The organism is Pseudomonadota bacterium, from assembly GCA_027624955.1.
Taxonomy (GTDB): domain Bacteria; phylum Pseudomonadota; class Alphaproteobacteria; order UBA828; family UBA828; genus PTKB01.
Map to the genome: position 1 here is coordinate 129,075 of JAQBTG010000003.1, position 18,158 is coordinate 147,232.

32 protein-coding genes and 3 tRNA genes are annotated in these 18,158 nt (G+C 55.7%); 4 read left to right on the forward strand and 31 right to left on the reverse strand.

Annotation, left to right across the window (positions count from 1 at the left end; genetic code table 11):
* Nucleotides 1-5: 5 nt before the first annotated feature.
* From rpsM to O3A94_02380, 27 genes are all read right to left on the reverse strand, one after another.
* Nucleotides 6-374: a 30S ribosomal protein S13 gene (rpsM, locus tag O3A94_02250; GenBank protein ID MDA1355073.1), complete on the reverse strand. Its 369-nt coding sequence runs from the start codon at nucleotides 372-374 to the stop codon at nucleotides 6-8.
* A 114-nt stretch (nucleotides 375-488) separates the two neighbouring features.
* Nucleotides 489-1,130, reverse strand: a complete 642-nt coding sequence (locus O3A94_02255) for an adenylate kinase (GenBank protein ID MDA1355074.1) — start codon at nucleotides 1,128-1,130, stop codon at nucleotides 489-491.
* Nucleotides 1,127-2,470 (reverse strand): preprotein translocase subunit SecY, encoded by a 1,344-nt coding sequence (gene secY, locus O3A94_02260; protein ID MDA1355075.1) that lies wholly within the window; start codon nucleotides 2,468-2,470, stop codon nucleotides 1,127-1,129. The genes O3A94_02255 and secY overlap by 4 nt, the downstream gene beginning before the upstream one ends.
* A 31-nt stretch (nucleotides 2,471-2,501) precedes the next feature.
* Nucleotides 2,502-3,080: a 50S ribosomal protein L15 gene (gene rplO, locus O3A94_02265; GenBank protein MDA1355076.1), complete on the reverse strand. Its 579-nt coding sequence runs from the start codon at nucleotides 3,078-3,080 to the stop codon at nucleotides 2,502-2,504.
* Nucleotides 3,077-3,289: a 50S ribosomal protein L30 gene (gene rpmD / locus O3A94_02270; protein ID MDA1355077.1), complete on the reverse strand. Its 213-nt coding sequence runs from the start codon at nucleotides 3,287-3,289 to the stop codon at nucleotides 3,077-3,079. The genes rplO and rpmD overlap by 4 nt, the downstream gene beginning before the upstream one ends.
* Nucleotides 3,290-3,293: 4 nt before the next feature.
* On the reverse strand, nucleotides 3,294-3,848 hold the full coding sequence (gene rpsE / locus O3A94_02275; protein MDA1355078.1) for a 30S ribosomal protein S5: 555 nt from the start codon (nucleotides 3,846-3,848) through the stop codon (nucleotides 3,294-3,296).
* Between the two features lie 11 nt (nucleotides 3,849-3,859).
* On the reverse strand, nucleotides 3,860-4,222 hold the full coding sequence (rplR, locus tag O3A94_02280; GenBank protein MDA1355079.1) for a 50S ribosomal protein L18: 363 nt from the start codon (nucleotides 4,220-4,222) through the stop codon (nucleotides 3,860-3,862).
* An 8-nt stretch (nucleotides 4,223-4,230) separates the two neighbouring features.
* Entirely contained in the window at nucleotides 4,231-4,764 is a 534-nt protein-coding gene (rplF, locus tag O3A94_02285; GenBank protein MDA1355080.1) for a 50S ribosomal protein L6, read from the reverse strand.
* Nucleotides 4,765-4,781: 17 nt separating this feature from the next.
* Nucleotides 4,782-5,180 (reverse strand): 30S ribosomal protein S8, encoded by a 399-nt coding sequence (rpsH, locus tag O3A94_02290; protein MDA1355081.1) that lies wholly within the window; start codon nucleotides 5,178-5,180, stop codon nucleotides 4,782-4,784.
* Nucleotides 5,181-5,189: 9 nt separating this feature from the next.
* Entirely contained in the window at nucleotides 5,190-5,495 is a 306-nt protein-coding gene (gene rpsN / locus O3A94_02295; protein ID MDA1355082.1) for a 30S ribosomal protein S14, read from the reverse strand.
* 13 nt (nucleotides 5,496-5,508) lie between these two features.
* Complete coding sequence (gene rplE, locus O3A94_02300; protein MDA1355083.1) at nucleotides 5,509-6,078, reverse strand: 50S ribosomal protein L5; 570 nt, start codon at nucleotides 6,076-6,078, stop codon at nucleotides 5,509-5,511.
* Nucleotides 6,071-6,394, reverse strand: coding sequence for a 50S ribosomal protein L24 (rplX, locus tag O3A94_02305; protein ID MDA1355084.1), 324 nt, complete (start codon nucleotides 6,392-6,394; stop codon nucleotides 6,071-6,073). The genes rplE and rplX overlap by 8 nt, the downstream gene beginning before the upstream one ends.
* Nucleotides 6,395-6,423: 29 nt before the next feature.
* The gene (gene rplN, locus O3A94_02310) at nucleotides 6,424-6,792 is read right to left on the reverse strand and encodes a 50S ribosomal protein L14 (GenBank protein MDA1355085.1); all 369 of its coding nucleotides are present in this window, start codon (nucleotides 6,790-6,792) and stop codon (nucleotides 6,424-6,426) included.
* Nucleotides 6,793-6,830: 38 nt separating this feature from the next.
* On the reverse strand, nucleotides 6,831-7,079 hold the full coding sequence (gene rpsQ / locus O3A94_02315; protein ID MDA1355086.1) for a 30S ribosomal protein S17: 249 nt from the start codon (nucleotides 7,077-7,079) through the stop codon (nucleotides 6,831-6,833).
* An 18-nt stretch (nucleotides 7,080-7,097) separates the two neighbouring features.
* Nucleotides 7,098-7,277 carry a 50S ribosomal protein L29 gene (gene rpmC, locus O3A94_02320; GenBank protein MDA1355087.1) on the reverse strand — a complete coding sequence of 60 codons (180 nt, stop codon included), beginning with the start codon at nucleotides 7,275-7,277 and terminating at the stop codon, nucleotides 7,098-7,100.
* 27 nt (nucleotides 7,278-7,304) lie between these two features.
* Nucleotides 7,305-7,724, reverse strand: a complete 420-nt coding sequence (gene rplP / locus O3A94_02325; GenBank protein ID MDA1355088.1) for a 50S ribosomal protein L16 — start codon at nucleotides 7,722-7,724, stop codon at nucleotides 7,305-7,307.
* A gap of 18 nt (nucleotides 7,725-7,742) precedes the next feature.
* Nucleotides 7,743-8,420, reverse strand: a complete 678-nt coding sequence (rpsC, locus tag O3A94_02330) for a 30S ribosomal protein S3 (protein MDA1355089.1) — start codon at nucleotides 8,418-8,420, stop codon at nucleotides 7,743-7,745.
* Between the two features lie 27 nt (nucleotides 8,421-8,447).
* Complete coding sequence (rplV, locus tag O3A94_02335; GenBank protein ID MDA1355090.1) at nucleotides 8,448-8,828, reverse strand: 50S ribosomal protein L22; 381 nt, start codon at nucleotides 8,826-8,828, stop codon at nucleotides 8,448-8,450.
* Between the two features lie 2 nt (nucleotides 8,829-8,830).
* Nucleotides 8,831-9,109, reverse strand: coding sequence for a 30S ribosomal protein S19 (gene rpsS, locus O3A94_02340; protein MDA1355091.1), 279 nt, complete (start codon nucleotides 9,107-9,109; stop codon nucleotides 8,831-8,833).
* A gap of 17 nt (nucleotides 9,110-9,126) precedes the next feature.
* Entirely contained in the window at nucleotides 9,127-9,951 is an 825-nt protein-coding gene (gene rplB, locus O3A94_02345; GenBank protein MDA1355092.1) for a 50S ribosomal protein L2, read from the reverse strand.
* Nucleotides 9,952-9,953: 2 nt separating this feature from the next.
* Nucleotides 9,954-10,256, reverse strand: coding sequence for a 50S ribosomal protein L23 (locus O3A94_02350; protein MDA1355093.1), 303 nt, complete (start codon nucleotides 10,254-10,256; stop codon nucleotides 9,954-9,956).
* On the reverse strand, nucleotides 10,253-10,876 hold the full coding sequence (gene rplD, locus O3A94_02355) for a 50S ribosomal protein L4 (protein MDA1355094.1): 624 nt from the start codon (nucleotides 10,874-10,876) through the stop codon (nucleotides 10,253-10,255). The genes O3A94_02350 and rplD overlap by 4 nt, the downstream gene beginning before the upstream one ends.
* A 4-nt stretch (nucleotides 10,877-10,880) precedes the next feature.
* A complete protein-coding gene (gene rplC, locus O3A94_02360; GenBank protein ID MDA1355095.1) occupies nucleotides 10,881-11,732 on the reverse strand; it encodes a 50S ribosomal protein L3 in 852 nt (283 codons plus the stop codon).
* Nucleotides 11,733-11,743: 11 nt separating this feature from the next.
* Nucleotides 11,744-12,052, reverse strand: a complete 309-nt coding sequence (rpsJ, locus tag O3A94_02365) for a 30S ribosomal protein S10 (protein ID MDA1355096.1) — start codon at nucleotides 12,050-12,052, stop codon at nucleotides 11,744-11,746.
* Nucleotides 12,053-12,117: 65 nt separating this feature from the next.
* The gene (tuf, locus tag O3A94_02370; GenBank protein ID MDA1355097.1) at nucleotides 12,118-13,308 is read right to left on the reverse strand and encodes an elongation factor Tu; all 1,191 of its coding nucleotides are present in this window, start codon (nucleotides 13,306-13,308) and stop codon (nucleotides 12,118-12,120) included.
* A gap of 118 nt (nucleotides 13,309-13,426) precedes the next feature.
* A tRNA-Gly gene (locus tag O3A94_02375) sits at nucleotides 13,427-13,500 on the reverse strand.
* Between the two features lie 71 nt (nucleotides 13,501-13,571).
* Nucleotides 13,572-13,657: transfer RNA gene (locus O3A94_02380), tRNA-Tyr, on the reverse strand.
* 164 nt (nucleotides 13,658-13,821) lie between these two features.
* On the opposite strand from O3A94_02380, the gene rlmB reads away from it, so the two are divergent.
* Complete coding sequence (rlmB, locus tag O3A94_02385) at nucleotides 13,822-14,625, forward strand: 23S rRNA (guanosine(2251)-2'-O)-methyltransferase RlmB (protein MDA1355098.1); 804 nt, start codon at nucleotides 13,822-13,824, stop codon at nucleotides 14,623-14,625.
* A gap of 54 nt (nucleotides 14,626-14,679) precedes the next feature.
* Here rlmB and O3A94_02390 read toward each other — a convergent pair whose 3' ends face one another.
* The gene (locus tag O3A94_02390) at nucleotides 14,680-15,150 is read right to left on the reverse strand and encodes a cupin domain-containing protein (protein ID MDA1355099.1); all 471 of its coding nucleotides are present in this window, start codon (nucleotides 15,148-15,150) and stop codon (nucleotides 14,680-14,682) included.
* Between the two features lie 100 nt (nucleotides 15,151-15,250).
* Here O3A94_02390 and O3A94_02395 point away from each other — a divergent pair.
* The 3 genes from O3A94_02395 to O3A94_02405 all read left to right on the forward strand — a co-directional run bounded on the left by O3A94_02395 (nucleotide 15,251) and on the right by O3A94_02405 (nucleotide 16,028).
* A tRNA-Thr gene (locus tag O3A94_02395) sits at nucleotides 15,251-15,326 on the forward strand.
* A gap of 20 nt (nucleotides 15,327-15,346) precedes the next feature.
* Complete coding sequence (locus tag O3A94_02400; GenBank protein ID MDA1355100.1) at nucleotides 15,347-15,634, forward strand: hypothetical protein; 288 nt, start codon at nucleotides 15,347-15,349, stop codon at nucleotides 15,632-15,634.
* Nucleotides 15,635-15,704: 70 nt separating this feature from the next.
* Nucleotides 15,705-16,028 (forward strand): MoaD/ThiS family protein, encoded by a 324-nt coding sequence (locus O3A94_02405; GenBank protein MDA1355101.1) that lies wholly within the window; start codon nucleotides 15,705-15,707, stop codon nucleotides 16,026-16,028.
* Between the two features lie 17 nt (nucleotides 16,029-16,045).
* Here O3A94_02405 and O3A94_02410 read toward each other — a convergent pair whose 3' ends face one another.
* The 3 genes from O3A94_02410 to O3A94_02420 are packed head-to-tail and all read right to left on the reverse strand — an operon-like array spanning nucleotide 16,046 to nucleotide 18,114.
* A complete protein-coding gene (locus O3A94_02410) occupies nucleotides 16,046-16,498 on the reverse strand; it encodes a VOC family protein (protein ID MDA1355102.1) in 453 nt (150 codons plus the stop codon).
* Nucleotides 16,499-16,508: 10 nt separating this feature from the next.
* The gene (locus O3A94_02415; GenBank protein MDA1355103.1) at nucleotides 16,509-17,408 is read right to left on the reverse strand and encodes a tetratricopeptide repeat protein; all 900 of its coding nucleotides are present in this window, start codon (nucleotides 17,406-17,408) and stop codon (nucleotides 16,509-16,511) included.
* Nucleotides 17,383-18,114: an aspartate/glutamate racemase family protein gene (locus tag O3A94_02420; GenBank protein ID MDA1355104.1), complete on the reverse strand. Its 732-nt coding sequence runs from the start codon at nucleotides 18,112-18,114 to the stop codon at nucleotides 17,383-17,385. The genes O3A94_02415 and O3A94_02420 overlap by 26 nt, the downstream gene beginning before the upstream one ends.
* Nucleotides 18,115-18,158 lie beyond the last annotated feature (44 nt).

Genomic DNA, 18,158 nt, shown 5'->3' on the forward strand with positions numbered 1-18,158 from the left:
CAGTCCTACTTCTTCTTGCCGGCGATTGCGCGCGCCGGGCCTTTGCGCGTTCTCGCATTGGTATGGGTGCGTTGGCCGCGCACCGGTAGTCCGCGGCGATGGCGGATGCCACGATAAACGCCTAAATCCATCAGACGTTTGATATTCATCGCGGTGGCGCGGCGCAGATCACCCTCGACCGTGTAATCCCGGTCGACGATTTCGCGCACTTTGGCGACATCGGCGTCGCTCATCTCGTTCACCCGGCGATCTGCCGGAACGCCGGCAGTTGTCAGAATTTCGAGCGCTTTGGTACGGCCGATCCCGAATATATAGGTCAACGAGATGCCGACCTGCTTGTTTGTTGGGATGTTGACGCCAGCAATTCGGGCCAAGATCAGTACTCCTCGCAGAACAAAAGGCGCGCCACGGAAAACTCCCGGGGCGCGTGCCCAAACTGGGCGGGATTATCGACAAACCATGCCGCTAAGTCAATCACCTCTAGCACCTTATAAAAGAGCCAATATGGCGTCGCCGACGGTGTTGATTTCAGCCATCCCATCGACTCGCACAAGGCGGCCATTTAGCTCGTAATAGGGTATAATCGGTGCAGTTTGCTGGTGGTAGGTGCGCAATCGCGCTTCAACGGTTTCCCTGTTGTCATCCTTGCGGCGCTCAAAATTTGCGCCGCCGCATTTATCACACACACCCTCGGCAACCGGTTGTTTAAACGAATCGTGATATCCAGTGCCGCAATCGGCGCAGCTGAAGCGTCCGGAAATGCGCTCGATCAACGCTTGTTCGTCGACCGCAATCGCGATCACCTTGTCCAATTGTAATTTCCGCTCGGCCAACATTTCGTCGAGCGCCTCAGCCTGAGCAGTGGTGCGCGGAAATCCGTCAAGAATGAACCCATTTGCACAATCATCGCGTCCAATACGCTGCGAAATAAGTTTGATCATAAGATCGTCCGGCACCAGATCGCCAGCTTCCATGATTGATTTCGCCTGTTTGCCCAATTCACTTCCTTCGGCCACAGCAGCGCGCAGCATTTCACCAGTAGAGAGTTGTGGGATGCCGTAATGCGCCATCAGACGCTGTGCTTGAGTGCCTTTACCGGCTCCTGGGGGGCCCAGAAGTATGAGATTCACCGCCGCGAACCCCGCAATTTGGACTTCTTGATCAGTCCTTCATACTGATGTGCCAGCAAATGGGATTGAATTTGGCCGACCGTATCCATGGTCACCGTCACCACGATCAATAGGCTGGTGCCACCGAAATAGAACGGCACTGCATATTGTGAAATCAATAGCTCGGGCAGAAGGCTGACGGCGGTCAAATAGAGTGCGCCAGCAACCGTCAGGCGCGTGAGCACATAATCGAGATAGGCCGCGGTATTCTTACCCGGGCGAATGCCCGGAACAAAGCCGCCATTCTTCTTGAGGTTATCCGCCGTATCCGTCGGATTGAAGACGACGGAGGTATAGAAAAACGTAAAAAAGATAATTGCCGCAGCATAGAGCAGCATATACATCGGCTGGCCGCGCCCGAGGAAGCCCGCCACATCCGTTAGCCAGCCAGGGCCCTGTCCCGCATTCATGCTGATTGCGGTGATCGGCAGAAGTAGGATGGAACTAGCAAAAATTGGCGGAATCACGCCGGCGGTATTGAGCTTCAACGGCAAATGTGAATTTTCGCCGCCGAACATGCGCCGTCCAACCTGGCGCTTGGGATATTGCACGACGATTCGGCGCTGCGATCGTTCGATGAAAACGATGAAACTAATCACGCCCAGCACCATGACGATAAGAACGACCAATATACCGCCAGAGAGTACGCCGGTCCGGCCTAATTCCAACGTATTCACTAGGGAGCGCGGCAATTCGGAGACAATGCCGGCAAAGATAATCAGTGAAATGCCATTGCCGATACCGCGCGCGGTTATTTGCTCACCCAGCCACATCAGAAATATGGTGCCGCCGGTGAGCGTCACCACGGTAGTCAGACGGAAAAACATGCCCGGTTCCAACACGGCACCGCCGGTTTGACCCTGGAAACTCTCGAGGCCGACGGCAATTCCATAGGCCTGTATGGCGGCCAGAAAAACGGTGCCATAGCGGGTATATTGATTGATCTTCTTGCGCCCGGCCTCCCCATCCTTTTTCAATTGCGCGAGGGAGGGGACCACCGCAGTGCCCAACTGGATAATAATTGCGGCAGATATGTATGGCATGATGTTGAGAGCGAAAATCGTCATGCGCCCGAGAGCACCGCCGGCGAACATGTTGAACATGCCGAGAATGCCATCGGCCTGCTGCTCAAATACTTCGGCAATTACATTGGTATCAATCCCAGGCAGCGGGATATAGGTGCCCAGGCGATAAACGACCAACGCGCCAAACGCAAAGAGCAGACGCTTTTGAAGTTCTTTCGCTTTTGCAAAAGCGCCGAAATTCAAATTTGCCGCGAGTTGTTCGGCTGCTGACGCCATTGATTATCCGTGGTTATCCGTCTGTCGGACCTTAACTAGCTTTGCCGTCTCCGGTTTGTGTCTTGGCCGGCGCTGCGGCTTCATCATCGGTTTTATATATCTTTCTAGCGGCTCTCCGTATGGATTTTTTTGAATCCGCGGGCAGTATTTTGGCGGGCCGGACAGTAATCTTGCCACCGGCATTTTCGATTGCCGCCATTGCCGCTTTCGAAGCGCCGGCAACGTCAATCTGTAGTGCAACGGTAAGCTCGCCCTTCGCCAAGATGCGCACGCCATCGCTGGAGCCACGCACCAGCTTGGAGGCTTTTAGCGCAGCTTCATCGACCATGTTCTTTGCGTCCAATTGGCCGTCATCTACAGCCTTCTGAAGCTGCCCGACATTGAGAATTTCATATTCTTTGCGGAAAATATTTGTGAAACCGCGCTTTGGCATACGGCGGTAAAAAGGCATTTGACCGCCTTCAAACCCGTTAAGGCTGACGCCCGAGCGAGAATTTTGACCCTTATGGCCGCTTCCTGCTGTCTTGCCTTTGCCCGACCCGATGCCGCGGCCGACACGCCGTTTGGCTTTCGTCGCGCCCGGCCGTGCGGATAGTTCATTTAGCTTCATGATCCGCTTCCTTCGTTCACCGGTTCAATCCGCACAAGATGGCGGATCTTCAACGCCATACCACGCACCGAAGGAGTATCTTCCAGCACCCGCGTACGGTTCATTTTGTTGAGGCTAAGCCCGATTAGCGTCGCTCGCTGTGATTTTAGGCGGCCGATTGGGCTGCCTATCTGAGTAACGCGGATTTTACCGCTTGTCGGTGAAGACATGATTCTAGCCCGTCTGTTCCGCGGGCTCTTCGCGCCCGAAAATTTCGCTTACCTTTTTGCCGCGTTTGGCGGCAATGCTGCGCGGTGACACGCAGCGTTCAAATCCGTCAAATGTCGCCTGGACCATATTATGTGGGTTCGATGTCCCGATTGATTTGGCCACGACGTCCTTCATTCCGGCCATCTCAAAAACCGCACGCATTGGTCCACCGGCAATAATACCTGTGCCTGCCGGGGCGGAGCGCATCACCACCCGGCCAGCGCCGAAACGCCCTTCGATATCGTGATGCAATGTACGTGCCTCGCGCATCGGTACCCGTATCAATTTGCGTTTGGCCTGTTCGGTCGCCTTGCGGATGGCCTCCGGTACTTCGCGCGCCTTGCCGGTGCCGAATCCAACGCGACCGCGCCGGTCACCGACGATGACAAGCGCTGAAAAACTGAAGCGCCGGCCACCCTTGACCACTTTTGAGACGCGGTTGATATAAACCAACTTATCCGCAAACTCTGGATCTTCCCGATCGCCCCTTAAACGGGCGCCCATGTCCGGTCGTGCCATAAAACTACTTCCTAAAAGTTCAGCCCGCCATCGCGGGCGGCTTCGGCCAGGGCTTTGACCCGACCATGATATCTGTAAGCACCACGGTCGAAAACGACCGCGGTTACGCCGGCTGCGAGAGTCCGCTCTGCGATCGTCTTGCCAATTCTGCCTGCCGCTTCTTTGTTGGACCCGTTCTTCAATTCAGAACGGGTATCTTTTTCAACCGTTGAAGCAGCCGCGACGATCTTTCCCTGGTCCTCGTCTATAACTTGCGCATAGATATGCTTTCCAGATCGGAATACCGAAAGGCGTGGGCGGTCGTTGCCCAATCGACGCAGTCTGGTGCGCGAGCGTGTTTTTCGACGTTCGTGTAGTTCTTGTTTTCGTAACATGTCCTTGCCTACTTCTTCTTGCCTTCTTTGCGCCGCACATACTCGCCCACATAACGAATACCTTTGCCCTTATAGGGTTCAGGTTTACGAAATGAGCGAATATCTGCCGCCACTTGGCCGACAATCTGTTTATCCCGGCCGGTTACGGCAATATCGGTTGGTTTTTCACACGTGATGGTGATGCCATCCGGGATGTCATAAAGAACGGAATGGCTATACCCGAGATCGAGCTTCAATCGCTTGCCTTGAATCGCAGCGCGGTAGCCGACGCCTTGTATTTCGAGACTCTTGGTAAAGCCAACGCTGACGCCCTGAACCATATTGTTCACGTTCGCCCGGTAGAAACCCCATAGCTGACGAGCTCGATTGGAATCGTCTTTTGGTTCAAACAAAAGCTGATCATTTTCTCTGGTGATGCGTACTTCAGACGCAATCGCCATATGCAGCTCACCCAATTTGCCTTTAACCGTAATGTCGTTCTCCGCGATACGGACCTCGACGCCACTAGGCACTGCAACCGGACTTTTCCCGATGCGAGACATTACGCCCTCCTAGGCCTCTAAAACACGTGGCAGAGAACTTCTCCGCCGATATGCTGTTTGCGAGCTTCGATATCCGACAATACACCGCGCGATGTCGAAATAATCGATATGCCGAGGCCGTTATAGATCCGGGGGATATCCCCGACGCCTGAATATACCCGCCGTCCAGGACGTGAGATTCGCTTAATCTCAACAATCACCGGTTGGCCCTCACTATATTTCAGCTCGACCTCGAAACTCGGCTTCCCGGCCACGGATTCGTCTTTGGTATAGCCGCGAATGTAGCCTTCTTTTTGCAGTACATCCAAAACTGCGCCGCGCATATTCGAAGCGGGTGTGCTGATCGAGCTTTTATGCGCCCGCTGGCCGTTACGAATGCGGGTGATCATGTCGGAAATTGGGTCACTCATTGTCATAAAGCGCCCTCACCAGCTCGATTTGACCATGCCCGGAATATATCCAGACGAGGCAAGGTCGCGCATCGCAATGCGGGAAAGTTCAAACTTACGGTAGACGGCACGCGGGCGTCCGGTCAAAGCGCAGCGATTGCGGACCCGTATTTTGGCACCATTTTTCGGCAAGCTCGACAATTTGAGCATCGCTGAAAAACGTTCCTCACCGGGAATCGTCAGATCGCGCATGATGGCTTTTAATGCCGCGCGCTTCTCGGCATCGCGCGCAACGATCCGTTTTCGCCTATTGTTCTTCTGTATGGCGCTTTGTTTGGCCATTCTACTCTCTCTTCTATTGTGTGCTATTTACAATGATCGGCAGCTGGAAGGCGGTCAGCAATGCACGGCCTTCCTCGTTCGTCGCGGCAGTCGTACAAATAACGATATCCATGCCGCGCACTTCATCCACCTGGTCATATTCGATTTCAGGAAAAACGATCTGCTCCTTTAGCCCGAGCGCATAGTTGCCCCGACCGTCAAAACTCCTTGCTGGTAGGCCGCGAAAATCGCGAACCCGAGGCAGTGCGATCGTCACCAGACGATCAAGAAATTCATACATTCTGGTGCGCCGCAACGTAACCATGCATCCGACATCCATGCCCTCGCGAACCTTAAATGTCGAGATCGATTTCTTAGCCTTGGTCACAACCGGCCTCTGCCCAGCGATCAGTGTCATTTCGCGGACGGCCGCTTCAATTTTCTTTTTGTCCGCCGACCCTTCGCCAACGCCCATATTGATGACGATTTTCTCGAGTTTTGGCAGTTGCATGCGGTTTTTATAGCCAAACTGCTCCATCAATTTCGGGCAAATTTCGGTCTCGTAAACGACTTTTAAACGTGGCATTGCGCTTTTGTCAGGCATCGATGACCTCCCCCGAACGCTTGGCGAAACGGACCTTTCGGCCATCGTCCAAGATGCGGTAACCGACGCGAGTGTGGGTGTTTTCCACCGGATCAATAAGCGCCACATTGGATATATGAATAGCGGCTTCACGTTCTTGAATGCCGCCCTGTGGGTCGGTCTGTGATGGCCGAACATGGCGTTTGACCATGTTGATGCCATCGACCACAAGCCGACTATCCTTCACGTTCACCTTCTTGACCGTGCCGCGCTTCCCTTTGTCGCGACCGGTGAGGACGATCACTTCATCGTCCTTTTTTATTTTACGCTTTGCCATCGTTTCCTGCTCAATTTCGTCCCGCGCGCCTAGAGAACTTCGGGCGCCAGCGAGATAATCTTCATATAATTTCTGGTCCGCAATTCACGAGTTACCGGGCCAAAGATACGTGTGCCGATGGGCTCACCCTGGGGGTTCAGCAATACGGCCGCATTGCGATCAAAACGGATTGCGGTGCCGTCGTTACGCCTGATCTCCTTGGCGGTCCGTACGATAACCGCACGATGAACTTCGCCTTTTTTAACTTTGCCGCGCGGAATAGCTTCTTTCACGGACACCACGATCTGATCTCCGACCGATGCAAATCTCCGCTTCGAGCCACCAAGCACCTTAATACATTGGACACGCCGAGCACCGGAGTTATCGGCAACGTCCAAATTTGTTTGCATCTGGATCATGGTTCAACAATCCTTGTCTGTAATCTACCGCCGGGTGCTCAAGTCGAGCTACCGGAGGTATCGCCGATTACTTCCCAGCGCTTGCGCTTCGAGATGGGCCGGCATTCACGAATTCGCACAACATCGCCAACGCTATGAGTATTGGCTTCGTCATGCGCGGTATAGCGCTTAGAACGACGAATAACTTTCTTATACAGGCTGTGCATAAAGCGCCGGTCGACACGAACGACAACCGTTTTCTCGGCCTTATCGCTCACGACCGTCCCCTGCATGATCCTCTTTGGCATGCTTCTTTCCTTTCCCGACTACGATGCAGCGCTGCTGCGTCGCTGATCACCCAGAACCATCTTCACTCTGGCGATATCGCGTCGCACTTCGCGCATGCGCGCGGTATTTTCCAATTGGCCAATAGCCTGCTGAAAACGCAGGTTAAAGGCCTCTTTCTTCAATGTCAGCAATTCGCCCTTCAATTGGTCCGGGGTCATGCTTCGGGTGTCTTCAATTTTCACGTCTCAGACCCCTTCTATAACGCGTGCGACCAACTTGGTCTTAACCCGAAGCTTTGCCGCTGCCAGACGAAACGCCTCTGCCGCAACTTCCTCGGTTACGCCGTCGATCTCATAAAGAATGCGGCCCGGCTTAACCCGTGCGATCCAAAATTCTGTGCTGCCCTTGCCTTTGCCCATGCGGACTTCAGCTGGTTTGCTGGATACAGGAACATCTGGAAACACACGAATCCAAACGCGACCAGTACGTTTCATGTGGCGTGTGATCGCTCGCCTGCCAGCTTCCAGTTCACGCGCGGTCATGCGGCCCGGGGTTAGCGCCTTCATGCCGAAGGCGCCAAAATTTAACTGAGTTCCGCCCTTAGCCAGGCCGTGAATACGGCCTTTGTGCGCCTTGCGGTATTTAGTTGATTTCGGTTGTAGCATGATCTTTACACTCGTTCTCTAGCGCGGCGTCGCATGTTCCTGGGCGCGTTTGTCCTGCGCCATAGGGTCGTGGGCAAGAATTTCACCCTTGAAAATCCAAACCTTAACGCCGCAGATTCCGTACGCGGTTAACGCCGACGCACAGCCATAATCGACATCGGCGCGCAGCGTGTGTAACGGCACACGACCTTCGCGATACCATTCTGTGCGGGCAATTTCTGCGCCGCCAAGACGGCCGCCGCAATTGATACGAATACCCTCCGCTCCGAGCCGCATTGCCGATTGAACGGCGCGCTTCATGGCACGACGAAAAGCGACCCGGCGCATCAACTGCTGGGCAATATTTTCGGCTACCAGCTTCGCTTCGATCTCGGGTTTGCGGATTTCGACGATATTCAAATGCACTTCGCTGCCGGTCAATTTACTGACATCGAGGCGCAGTTTGTCGATATCGGCGCCCTTCTTGCCAATGACCACGCCCGGGCGCGCGGTGTGAATTGTAATGCGCGCCTTTTTCGCCGGTCGCTCGATCACAATTCTGCCGATTCCAGCCTGGCTTAGCTTATCGAACAGAAATTTGCGGATATTCAAATCCTCAAACAACAGCCGGCTATAGTCGGAGTCCGCGTACCAGCGGGAATCCCACGTGCGGTTGATTCCGAGCCGAAGCCCGATTGGGTTTACCTTTTGACCCATTATGTCCTCTCCGCGTGCTCGCGCACGTTATGTACTCTCGGCGCGCTCGCGCACGACAATGGTCAGGTGGCTGTAAGGTTTCAAGATGCGTCCGGTTCGCCCACGCGCTCTCGGACGCCAGCGTTTCATCACCAATCCCTTGCTGACATTTGCCTCAGCCACGATGAGACGGTCAACATCGAGTTCGTGGTTGTTTTCTGCGTTGGCGATAGCCGATTGCAGGCACTTTTTCACGGCGCCGGATATCCTGCGCCGGGAAAAGGTCAAGCTGCTCAACGCGACGTCGGCATTCTGACCGCGGATCGTTTCAGCAACCAAGCCCAATTTCTGTGGGCTGATGCGAATATTGCGAAGCACAGCGCTGGCTTCATTTTCCGCTAAAGAACGTTTGCGTGCTGGCTTACCCATGATTAAGCCCTTTTCGCCCGTTTGTCGCCGGCATGGCCAAAAAATGTCCGCGTCGGGGAAAATTCGCCCAATTTGTGACCGACCATGTTTTCGTTGATCAAGACAGGTAGAAATTTGCGGCCGTTATAGACGCCGAACGTCAAGCCGACGAATTGCGGCAAGATTGTTGAGCGCCGCGACCAGGTTTTGATAACATCTTTGCGGCCGGAAGCGCGGGCTACTTCTGCTTTCTTTAGCAGATAGCCATCGACAAACGGGCCTTTCCATAAGGAACGTGACATTTTTACTCTCCCCGTCGCTACGGACGCCGGCGCCGCAGAATGTAGCGGTCGGTCTCTTTATTGCTGCGTGTGCGCTTGCCTTTGGTCGGTTTGCCCCAAGGCGAAACAGGATGGCGACCACCTGAGGTGCGGCCTTCGCCGCCGCCATGGGGATGGTCAACCGGGTTCATCGCCACGCCGCGCACATGCGGGCGTTTGCCAAGCCACCGAGAGCGGCCGGCCTTTCCACTGTTTTCGTTTTGATGATCGGGATTAGACACTGCGCCAACCGTTGCCATGCAGTCTGCGCGCACCATACGCTGCTCGCCGGAGCACATTTTAAGGAGCGCATAGCCCTGATCCTTGCCGACCAGCTGCACATAACTGCCGGCTGCGCGAGCGATCTGGCCGCCCTTGCCTGGCTTCATCTCAATATTATGAATAATTGTGCCGACCGGAATGTTTTTCATCGGCATGGCATTGCCGGGTTTAATATCGACCTGATTTCCGGAGATAACCTTATCCCCTGGCGCCAAGCGTTGTGGCGCCAAAATATAGGCGTTCTCACCATCTTCATATCGTACAAGGGCGATAAACGCCGAACGGTTCGGATCATATTCAAGCCGCTCGACCGTCGCCCAAACATCATGCTTCGTGCGCTTAAAATCGATGAGTCGGTAGCGCCGTTTGTGCCCACCGCCGCGATGATCAGCGGTGATGCGGCCCATATTATTCCGCCCGCCCTTCTTGTGCAGACCTTCGGTAAGTTCTTTAAGCGGCCTACCTTTCCACAACGCAGAACGGTCAACGAGCACCAGTTCGCGGCGGCTCGGAGTGGTCGGATTGAAGGTTTTCAGCGCCATGCTCAGACCCCAGTCATCATATCGATCGTCTCGCCTTCAGCGAGCGATACGACTGCTTTCTTCCAGTTTGACCGTTTACCCAGATGGCCTTTGAAGCGCTTGACCTTGCCCTTCATACGAATTGTGTTCACCTGTTTGACTTTGACCTCAAACAGGCTCTCGACAGCCTTCTTGATTTCCGGCTTGGTCGCATCTAGCGACACTTTAAACGTTACTTGATTGTTCTCGCTGCCTTGCGTGGATTTCTCCGTCACAAGGGGGCCGAGAATTATATCGTACCAGCGCTCCTTGACGTCCTTGCTCATGTCAGGCGTGCCTCCAAATGCTCTATGGCAGCCCGGGTCAAAACCAAAATATCGCGCCGTAAAATGTCGTAAACGTTCGCACCCTGCTGCGGCAAAACATCAAAACCGACAAGATTGCGCGCCGCGAATGCCAAATTTTTATCGATCTCTGGTCCGTCAATAAGGAGGACGGTAGAAGTCATTTTAAGCTTCGTTAAATGACGCGCCAGAGCGGCCGTCTTGCCATCTTTCATAGATGCAGAATCGAGAACGTGAAGTTTGCCCTCGGCTTGCTTACTCGAAAGCGCTGAAAGGAGAGCCAAACGGCGAACCTTTTTTGGAAGCTTATGTGCGTGACTGCGAGGGGTCGGGCCAAAGATGACCGCGCCGCCGCGGAACTGCGGTGATCGCAGGGAACTGGCGCGCGCACGACCCGAGCCCTTCTGATTCCACGGCTTGCGTGTGGTGCCACTGATCTCGCCGACAGTCTTTGTGCTGTGCGTACCGGCCTGGCGTTTGGCCAACTGCCAGCGAACGGCGCGATGCAAGAGGTCAGACCGTACAGCAACGCCGAACACACTGTCGGAGAGTTCGATCTCTCCGGCATCCTTGTTTTCTAAATCTGTGACTTTGACCTTCATCGGGTCAGACCTTCTCTTCGTCGGCGGGTGGGCTCGTGGTCTCTTTAGATGCAGTCTCTTCGGCAGCCTCAGGGGCTGCTTCTCCAGCTATAACTGATTCCTCAGGGCCTGCGCTCTCTTCACCCCCCGCACTTGCCGGGTCCGATTCGCTCGAACCGGAATCCCGTACAGAAGCCGGAAAGGGTGCATCTTTCGGCGGATCCAACTTGACCGCATCAGACACAAACACGATTCCAGATTCTGGTCCCGGCACACCGCCACGAACGAGAATCAAGCCGCGGTCGCTGTCTGTCGAAATGATTTCCAAATTTTGAACCGTGTTCCTAACCGCGCCCATATGCCCGGCCATTTTCTTGCCCTTGAATACCCTACCGGGATCCTGGCAATGGCCGGTCGAGCCTAACGAACGATGCGAAACCGAGACGCCGTGGCTGGCCCGGAGGCCGGAAAAATTATGGCGCTTCATGGCACCGGCGAAACCCTTGCCGATGGAGGTGCCAACAACGTCAACAAATTGGCCCGTGGCGAAATGATCGGCAAGAAGTTCTTGGCCAACATCTATGAGCGCATCTTCGCTAACCCTGAATTCAACAACAGTGCGCTTTGGTTCAACACGTGCTTTGGCAAAGTGACCGCGCATGGCGCCACTAACATTCTTGACTTTGGCCTTGCCGGCGCCGAGTTGCAGCGCGGTATAGCCATGACTTTCCTGTGTCCGCTGCGCCGTCACCTGGCACGCATCCATCTTAAGAACTGTAACCGGAACATGCCGGCCGTCATCGGTGAAAATGCGCGTCATGCCCATTTTCTGCGCGATCACCCCGGTGCGTCGGCGTGCTGTTTGAGGCCCAGACATTTCTTCGCTTCCTAAAGTCTAATCTCGACGTCGACACCGGCGGCAAGGTCGAGTTTCATCAACGCATCGACGGTTTGCGGTGTCGGGTCGATAATGTCGAGCAAGCGCTTATGTATACGGATTTCGAACTGTTCACGTGATTTTTTATCAATATGCGGTGAGCGCAGCACACAATATTTCTCAATCCGTGTCGGTAGCGGGATTGGGCCACGAACCTGTGCACCAGTGCGCTTCGCGGTATTGACGATTTCACCCGTTGAAGAATCCAAGATTCGATGATCGAACGCTTTCAATCGGATGCGTATATTTTGGCTATCTATGGCCATATTCAAGGTCCTGTTGTGAAACCAAAAACGGCCACCCTGGGGTGACCGCGGCTGGTATTCTATTCCATAATTTTAGCGACAACGCCTGCGCCCACGGTACGGCCGCCTTCGCGAATTGCGAAGCGCAGGCCTTCATCCATGGCAATCGGCGCAATCAAGTTAACTTTCATATTCACATTGTCGCCCGGCATCACCATCTCCGTGCCTTCCGGCAATTCGATCGTCCCCGTGATGTCGGTCGTACGGAAATAAAACTGCGGACGATAGTTCGAGAAAAACGGCGTATGACGGCCGCCCTCGTCCTTGGTCAGAATATAGGTCTCCGCTTCAAACTTGGTGTGCGGCGTGATCGACCCGGGCTTCGCCAGAACCTGGCCGCGCTCTACTTCCTCGCGCTTCGTGCCGCGCAACAAAACGCCCACATTGTCGCCTGCCTCGCCCGAATCCAGAAGCTTGCGGAACATCTCCACCCCGGTGCACACCGTCTTCATCGTGTCCTTAACGCCGACAATCTCAATATCGTCGCCAACCTTGATGACACCGCGCTCAATCCGCCCGGTCACAACCGTGCCGCGCCCTGAGATCGAGAACACATCCTCAATCGGCATCAAAAACGGCTTGTCGATCGGCCGGTCCGGCTGCGGAATGGCAGTATCCACCGCCTGCATCAGTTCCATGATCATCTCTTTGCCGATCGCGTCGTCACGGCTCTCAAGCGCCGCCAGCGCCGAACCCCGTACAATCGGAATATCGTCGCCCGGATAATCGTACATCGACAACAGCTCGCGAACCTCAAGCTCAACCAGATCAAGAATCTCCTCGTCGTCTACCTGATCGACCTTGTTCATGAAAACCACCAGCGCCGGGACACCAACCTGACGCGCCAGCAAAATGTGCTCGCGCGTTTGCGGCATCGGGCCATCCGCCGCCGACACCACCAAAATCGCGCCGTCCATCTGCGCCGCGCCCGTGATCATGTTCTTCACATAATCCGCGTGACCCGGGCAATCAACATGCGCGTAATGCCGCGCCGTCGTTTCATACTCAACATGCGCCGTCGCAATCGTTATGCCGCGCTCCCGCTCTTCCGGCGCCTTGTCAATCTGATCAAACGGAACAAATACCGCACCGCCTGCCTCGCCAAGTACCTTGGTGATCGCTGCCGTCAACGTCGTCTTGCCGTGATCGACATGCCCAATCGTGCCCACATTGCAATGCGGCTTCGTACGTTCAAATTTCTGTTTAGCCATTTTCTTTCGTCCTAAATACCGCTGTCTTCAAACTGTTGTCTTCGCGATTTTCGCCTTTGGGCCGTCTCACCTTCGCGTCCTTCGCCTCGGCACCTCTGCAGGCCGAGATCGGAATTTTTGGAGCGGGTGATGGGAATCGAACCCACGTGACCAGCTTGGAAGGCTGGAGCTCTACCATTGAGCTACACCCGCCTGAAAATTCTTTAACCCTCCATTTCGCCGTCCAACGCCGAACTTACTCTCTTCATCAGGTCATCACGGCCTGGTGGAGGGGGTAGGATTCGAACCTACGTAGACGTACGTCGGCAGATTTACAGTCTGCTGCCTTTAACCACTCGGCCACCCCTCCGCGCAAGCGAGGAATTCCCCAGAATACGGAACAGCGCATAATGGGCAGAAACGTTAGTTTGTCAACGCACAATCCGGGCGTACGGCACCCGCCGTCTGCCCGTCAAATCGACGCCTCGGAATAGTTAGAATGATGTTCTGTTGGGCAATATAATAGCCACCAACATGACCCGCAATAGACGAATAAACCATCGTGCCAAAAATCCGCAGGAAAAGACCGCCAAATCGGCGGCGGCGGAACAAATATACGGCTTTCATCCAGTGGTGGCGGCGCTCACCAACCCGGCGCGGCGAAATCGACGTCTGCTGATCACCCCCGAAGCGCGAAATTCGCTCGCAAATAACGCTGAGTTGCCCGAATTGTCGGAGTTGGAAAGCGGCGTGAAAGAGTGCCGGACCGTGGCACGCCCGGAAATCGACGCCATGTTGCCTTCAGGAGCCGTGCATCAGGGCCTTCTCCTCGAATGCGCGCCTTTACCCGCTCTTTCCCTGAATGAAGCTTGCTCACGCGACGGCGGCAGAGCACCCGTGCTGCTACTCGATCAGGTGAGCGATCCGCACAATGTCGGAGCGATATTGCGTTCCGCCGCCGCCTTCGGCGCGCGCGCCGTGATCCTTCAAGAGCGCCATTCCCCTGCCGCTACCGGTGCACTGGCCAAGGCGGCCTCCGGAGCGCTCGAAACCGTACCTCTGGTGAGAGTCACCAATCTGTCACGCGCCATGCGCCAGTTACAGGATATGGGGTATTGGCTAATCGGCCTCGATTCGGCAGCCGGCATACGGCTTGGCGGAGAATCGGTGAGACATCCGGTGGCACTGGTGTTGGGCGCTGAAGGCAGCGGTCTGAGACGCTTAACACGCGAGAATTGTGACACCCTGGCAGCGATAAAACTGACCGATTCCATGCACAGCCTGAACGTTTCCAACGCCGCCGCAGTGGCGCTTTACCAGCTAACACAAAGTGATTAATCTATTTGTTATTCAATGGTTTAAAAAATTTTTCGAATATTTTAGATAAGATTTTTAGTATGCCTTTCCAAGCTTGTCAGTGAATATTCCTTCGTCACCCAGATAGACCAAGTCGATATCCGGGTAACTCACCACATCGCCGGCGACCCGGCTGCCAATTTCGAGATATCGGGCATCTTCTGAACCCAGGTTCACGAGATGATGGCCATCCGCGGTGCCGGCAGGAAATCCCGCCGTATCGCCAGCCTTGAGGGTCTGCTCACCGCTGTCGCTGATCAGCACGACTTCGCCGTTCAGAATTATCACGAATTCATCCTCTTTGCTGTGCCAGTGGCGTTGCGCTGAGGCCGCTCCCGGCGCCAACATCACCAAATTCACACCGAATTGTTGCAATCCAACTGCGTCCCCAAGCGCCCGACGTGCCCGCCCCGCGACAATATTTTTAAACTCCCCCGGGTAGTCGGGTTCCCGCCTGTTGGCGACGGTCATCGGATCCAACGCCGGCAAGCGCAACGAATCAGCCATGGCTTCATTCCTCATCCCTCGTTCAGCGCCACTATCTCTCACCAGCCCCGCTTCATCCACGCTTGTCGGCGCACCGAGGGACGATTATCTTCCGCCCAGTGCCGGCTTAGCTCAGTTGGTAGAGCGCGTGATTTGTAATCACGAGGTCGCGGGTTCGACCCCTGCAGCCGGCACCAAATGAGCGGCGGCGTGGGCGATGAATATATCTGAATTCAAACAGTCGGTTGGCGGCAATGCACCGCCGGCAGAGATCGCCGATCTGGGGCTACAAGCCTTGTGGTTCGCCGCGAAAGGCGAATGGGTCCGTGCGCATGAACTGGCCCAGGCGGCCAAGGGCAAGTCCGGCGATTGGGTACATGCCTATTTACACCGCGTCGAAGGCGATCTTTCGAACGCCAAATATTGGTATCGCCGCGCCGGCGAACCGGTTCATACCGGCGACCTCTCTTTGGAATGGGACGAGATCGCCGCCGCTCTACTTTGATCCGAATCAATAAAACTCCCGATCAAATGGTTTATCTACGGCGTGTAAACCACGCGAAGCGGGAGGATTTATGAGTACGCCGTCGATCGGCCACAATCGGCCCAGCCTGATTATTCAAACTGAAGTGAGATTGTTCAATTCCTTGGCGCATCACAATGACGCGCCGTTGGAGCCACAAACCCTGAGCATGGCCGCCGGCAGCACGCTTGGCGATTTGCTGCGCGAAATCGCATTGCCGGCAGGGCGGGTACATATCGCCATGGTCAATGGTCGCGACGTGACGCCTGACCTGAACGGCGGCATCGAAATCGGGCACCTGCTGAAGGACGGCGACGTCGTGGCGCTCTCTGGACCGGTGCCCTACAGCTGGGGTTATGGCTCGCCGGTGGTGTGAAATGCGCCGAAGCAGCGCTATTTCGGCGGCTGGATGAATTCCACGGTGATGCCGTCGGCGTCGCGCGTATAAACAACCCGGCCACCCTTGTTCGGCCCGTGATGGAGATCCTGCGGCGGCCCAAGTGGCCTGACGCCGGCCTTCTCGGAAGCGGCGATAACCGCGTCGATATCATCGACATCGAAGGCGACATGGGCGAAGCCGGTATCACAGGGGCGTGATTCCACCTGACGGCGGCCGTCCGGTGCGCGATATTCGATTAATTCCAAGCGATGACCAGGCGCCTGGACATAAGCGACCTCGATATCGGCACCGGGAATCGCCACGACGCGTTCGATAAAGGCAATATCGCGCGGCGAGCGGTTCAATAGCTCAAACCCGAGCACATCGCAGAAATAGCCCAATGAACGATCCATATCGGACACTGTGAAGCTGGTGTGATTGGTTGCCACGATGTTGAAGCCGGTCATGAATGTTCCCCTAGTTATTGATTTGAGCGATTTCTTCGGCCGCGCCCTTGACGCCTTGTGCTGCCGCGTATTCGAGCCAGACCAGCGCTTTCTCCCGATCGAGCGGCACGCCGCGACCTTGCAGATAGAGGCGCCCTAATTCGTACTGTGCAGAACCTAGCCCCGAGCTCGCGGCATCAGCAAACCACAAAGCCGCCGCTACCGCATCGCGCTCAAATTCTCCGGCCCCGAGCAGATATACTTTGGCGATCCAATATTGTGCCGCGGTGCGTATGTCGATCGCAGCGCGATCGTCGTTGTTTCCCTCGCCGTCCATCTTCAGGGCGCTCCGGCAGAGGCGCACAACCTGCGCATAGGTAGCGCGCGCCGTGGCGGTGTCGGTGGTGCCGCCCATGCCGTTTGACAACATGTCCGCGGCTGCGAACAGCGCCTCAACGTGACCAGCCTCGCCTGCCCAAAGGAAGGCTTGCCGCGCCTTATCTAAGTCGCGCGGCACGCCGAGGCCGTCACGGTTAAGCACACCCAAGGCATAAAACGCCGCGCCGTCGCCCTCGCTGGCGAGATAGCGCAGGCTTTCCAATGCCGCCGCATGGCCCCGCGACGCTGCCGCTTGGTACCAGTGCCGCGCCTGATTCATGTCAGCGGGAATACCAGAGTCGCCGCGAAAAAGGATAGCCAGCGCGTACTGCGCCTCGGCAGAACCCTGCATGGCCTGATCGAGCAGGATCATTTGGCCTTCTGAGGTGCCGCTTTCGGCCAGCCTGCGCAGCCAATCCGTCGATGCAGCCTGTTCGTCGGCCGATTCGGCGCCAAGCGGATTGGCGATCAGCATTACAACGGCAAGCCACAATGCAAAGCGGGACAATCGGGTGAACAATTTACCGTCAGGCAGCAGCGGAAAAACCGGCAAACATCTTGCCCCAGCCGGTGATACGCGCCGGATTTGCGCCAGCCAGCCTCATCGTATCCCAGAGCGAGGCCGAAATGCTGTCGACCAACGGGATTCCGGTTTCGCGTTCCATAGGCTCGGCCAAAGGTGCGCCGCTGATATTGGTACACATGGTGGTAATTGCCTGCGGCCCGCTCGCGGCGACCTCGCGAATCAACCTGCTCCACGTGTCGTCTTCGATCTGGGCGAAATTATAGCCGTCATCGCGGCCAAGATGCGCTTCACCGACACATTCGAATCCGGCGTCAGAATATTTGGCGACGATCTGGCGCTGCAATTCGTCAACATAGGGCGTGACCAGGCCAAATTTCGTTACTCCAGCTTCGCGGAACAGGCCGGTTACGGCCTGGGTAGCGCTGGTTACCGGAACACCAACCGCCTCGCTGATCGTCGCACAGAGCGCGGCATCGTTCTCAACGCCGAGCCAACCGCCGGCGGTGCCATTCCAGCAGATGGCATCGACATGGGCGTCCATCAGCAGGCGCGCCGCCTCGATCATCGGCGCCGCCGCGAACTGATCGGCACAATTTTCATCAAGCGAGATTTGCGTCACCCGGACACGGCTGAAATGCGCGCTCACATCGGGTAAATCATGCAGCAACCCATACGTCACCGGCTCCAAGACGGTGTTGAGCGACGGTGTAATCATACCGAGGCGAATTCCCATTAGGCGTGCTCCTGATCTAAGCCCTACGTCCGATAACGGCCCGC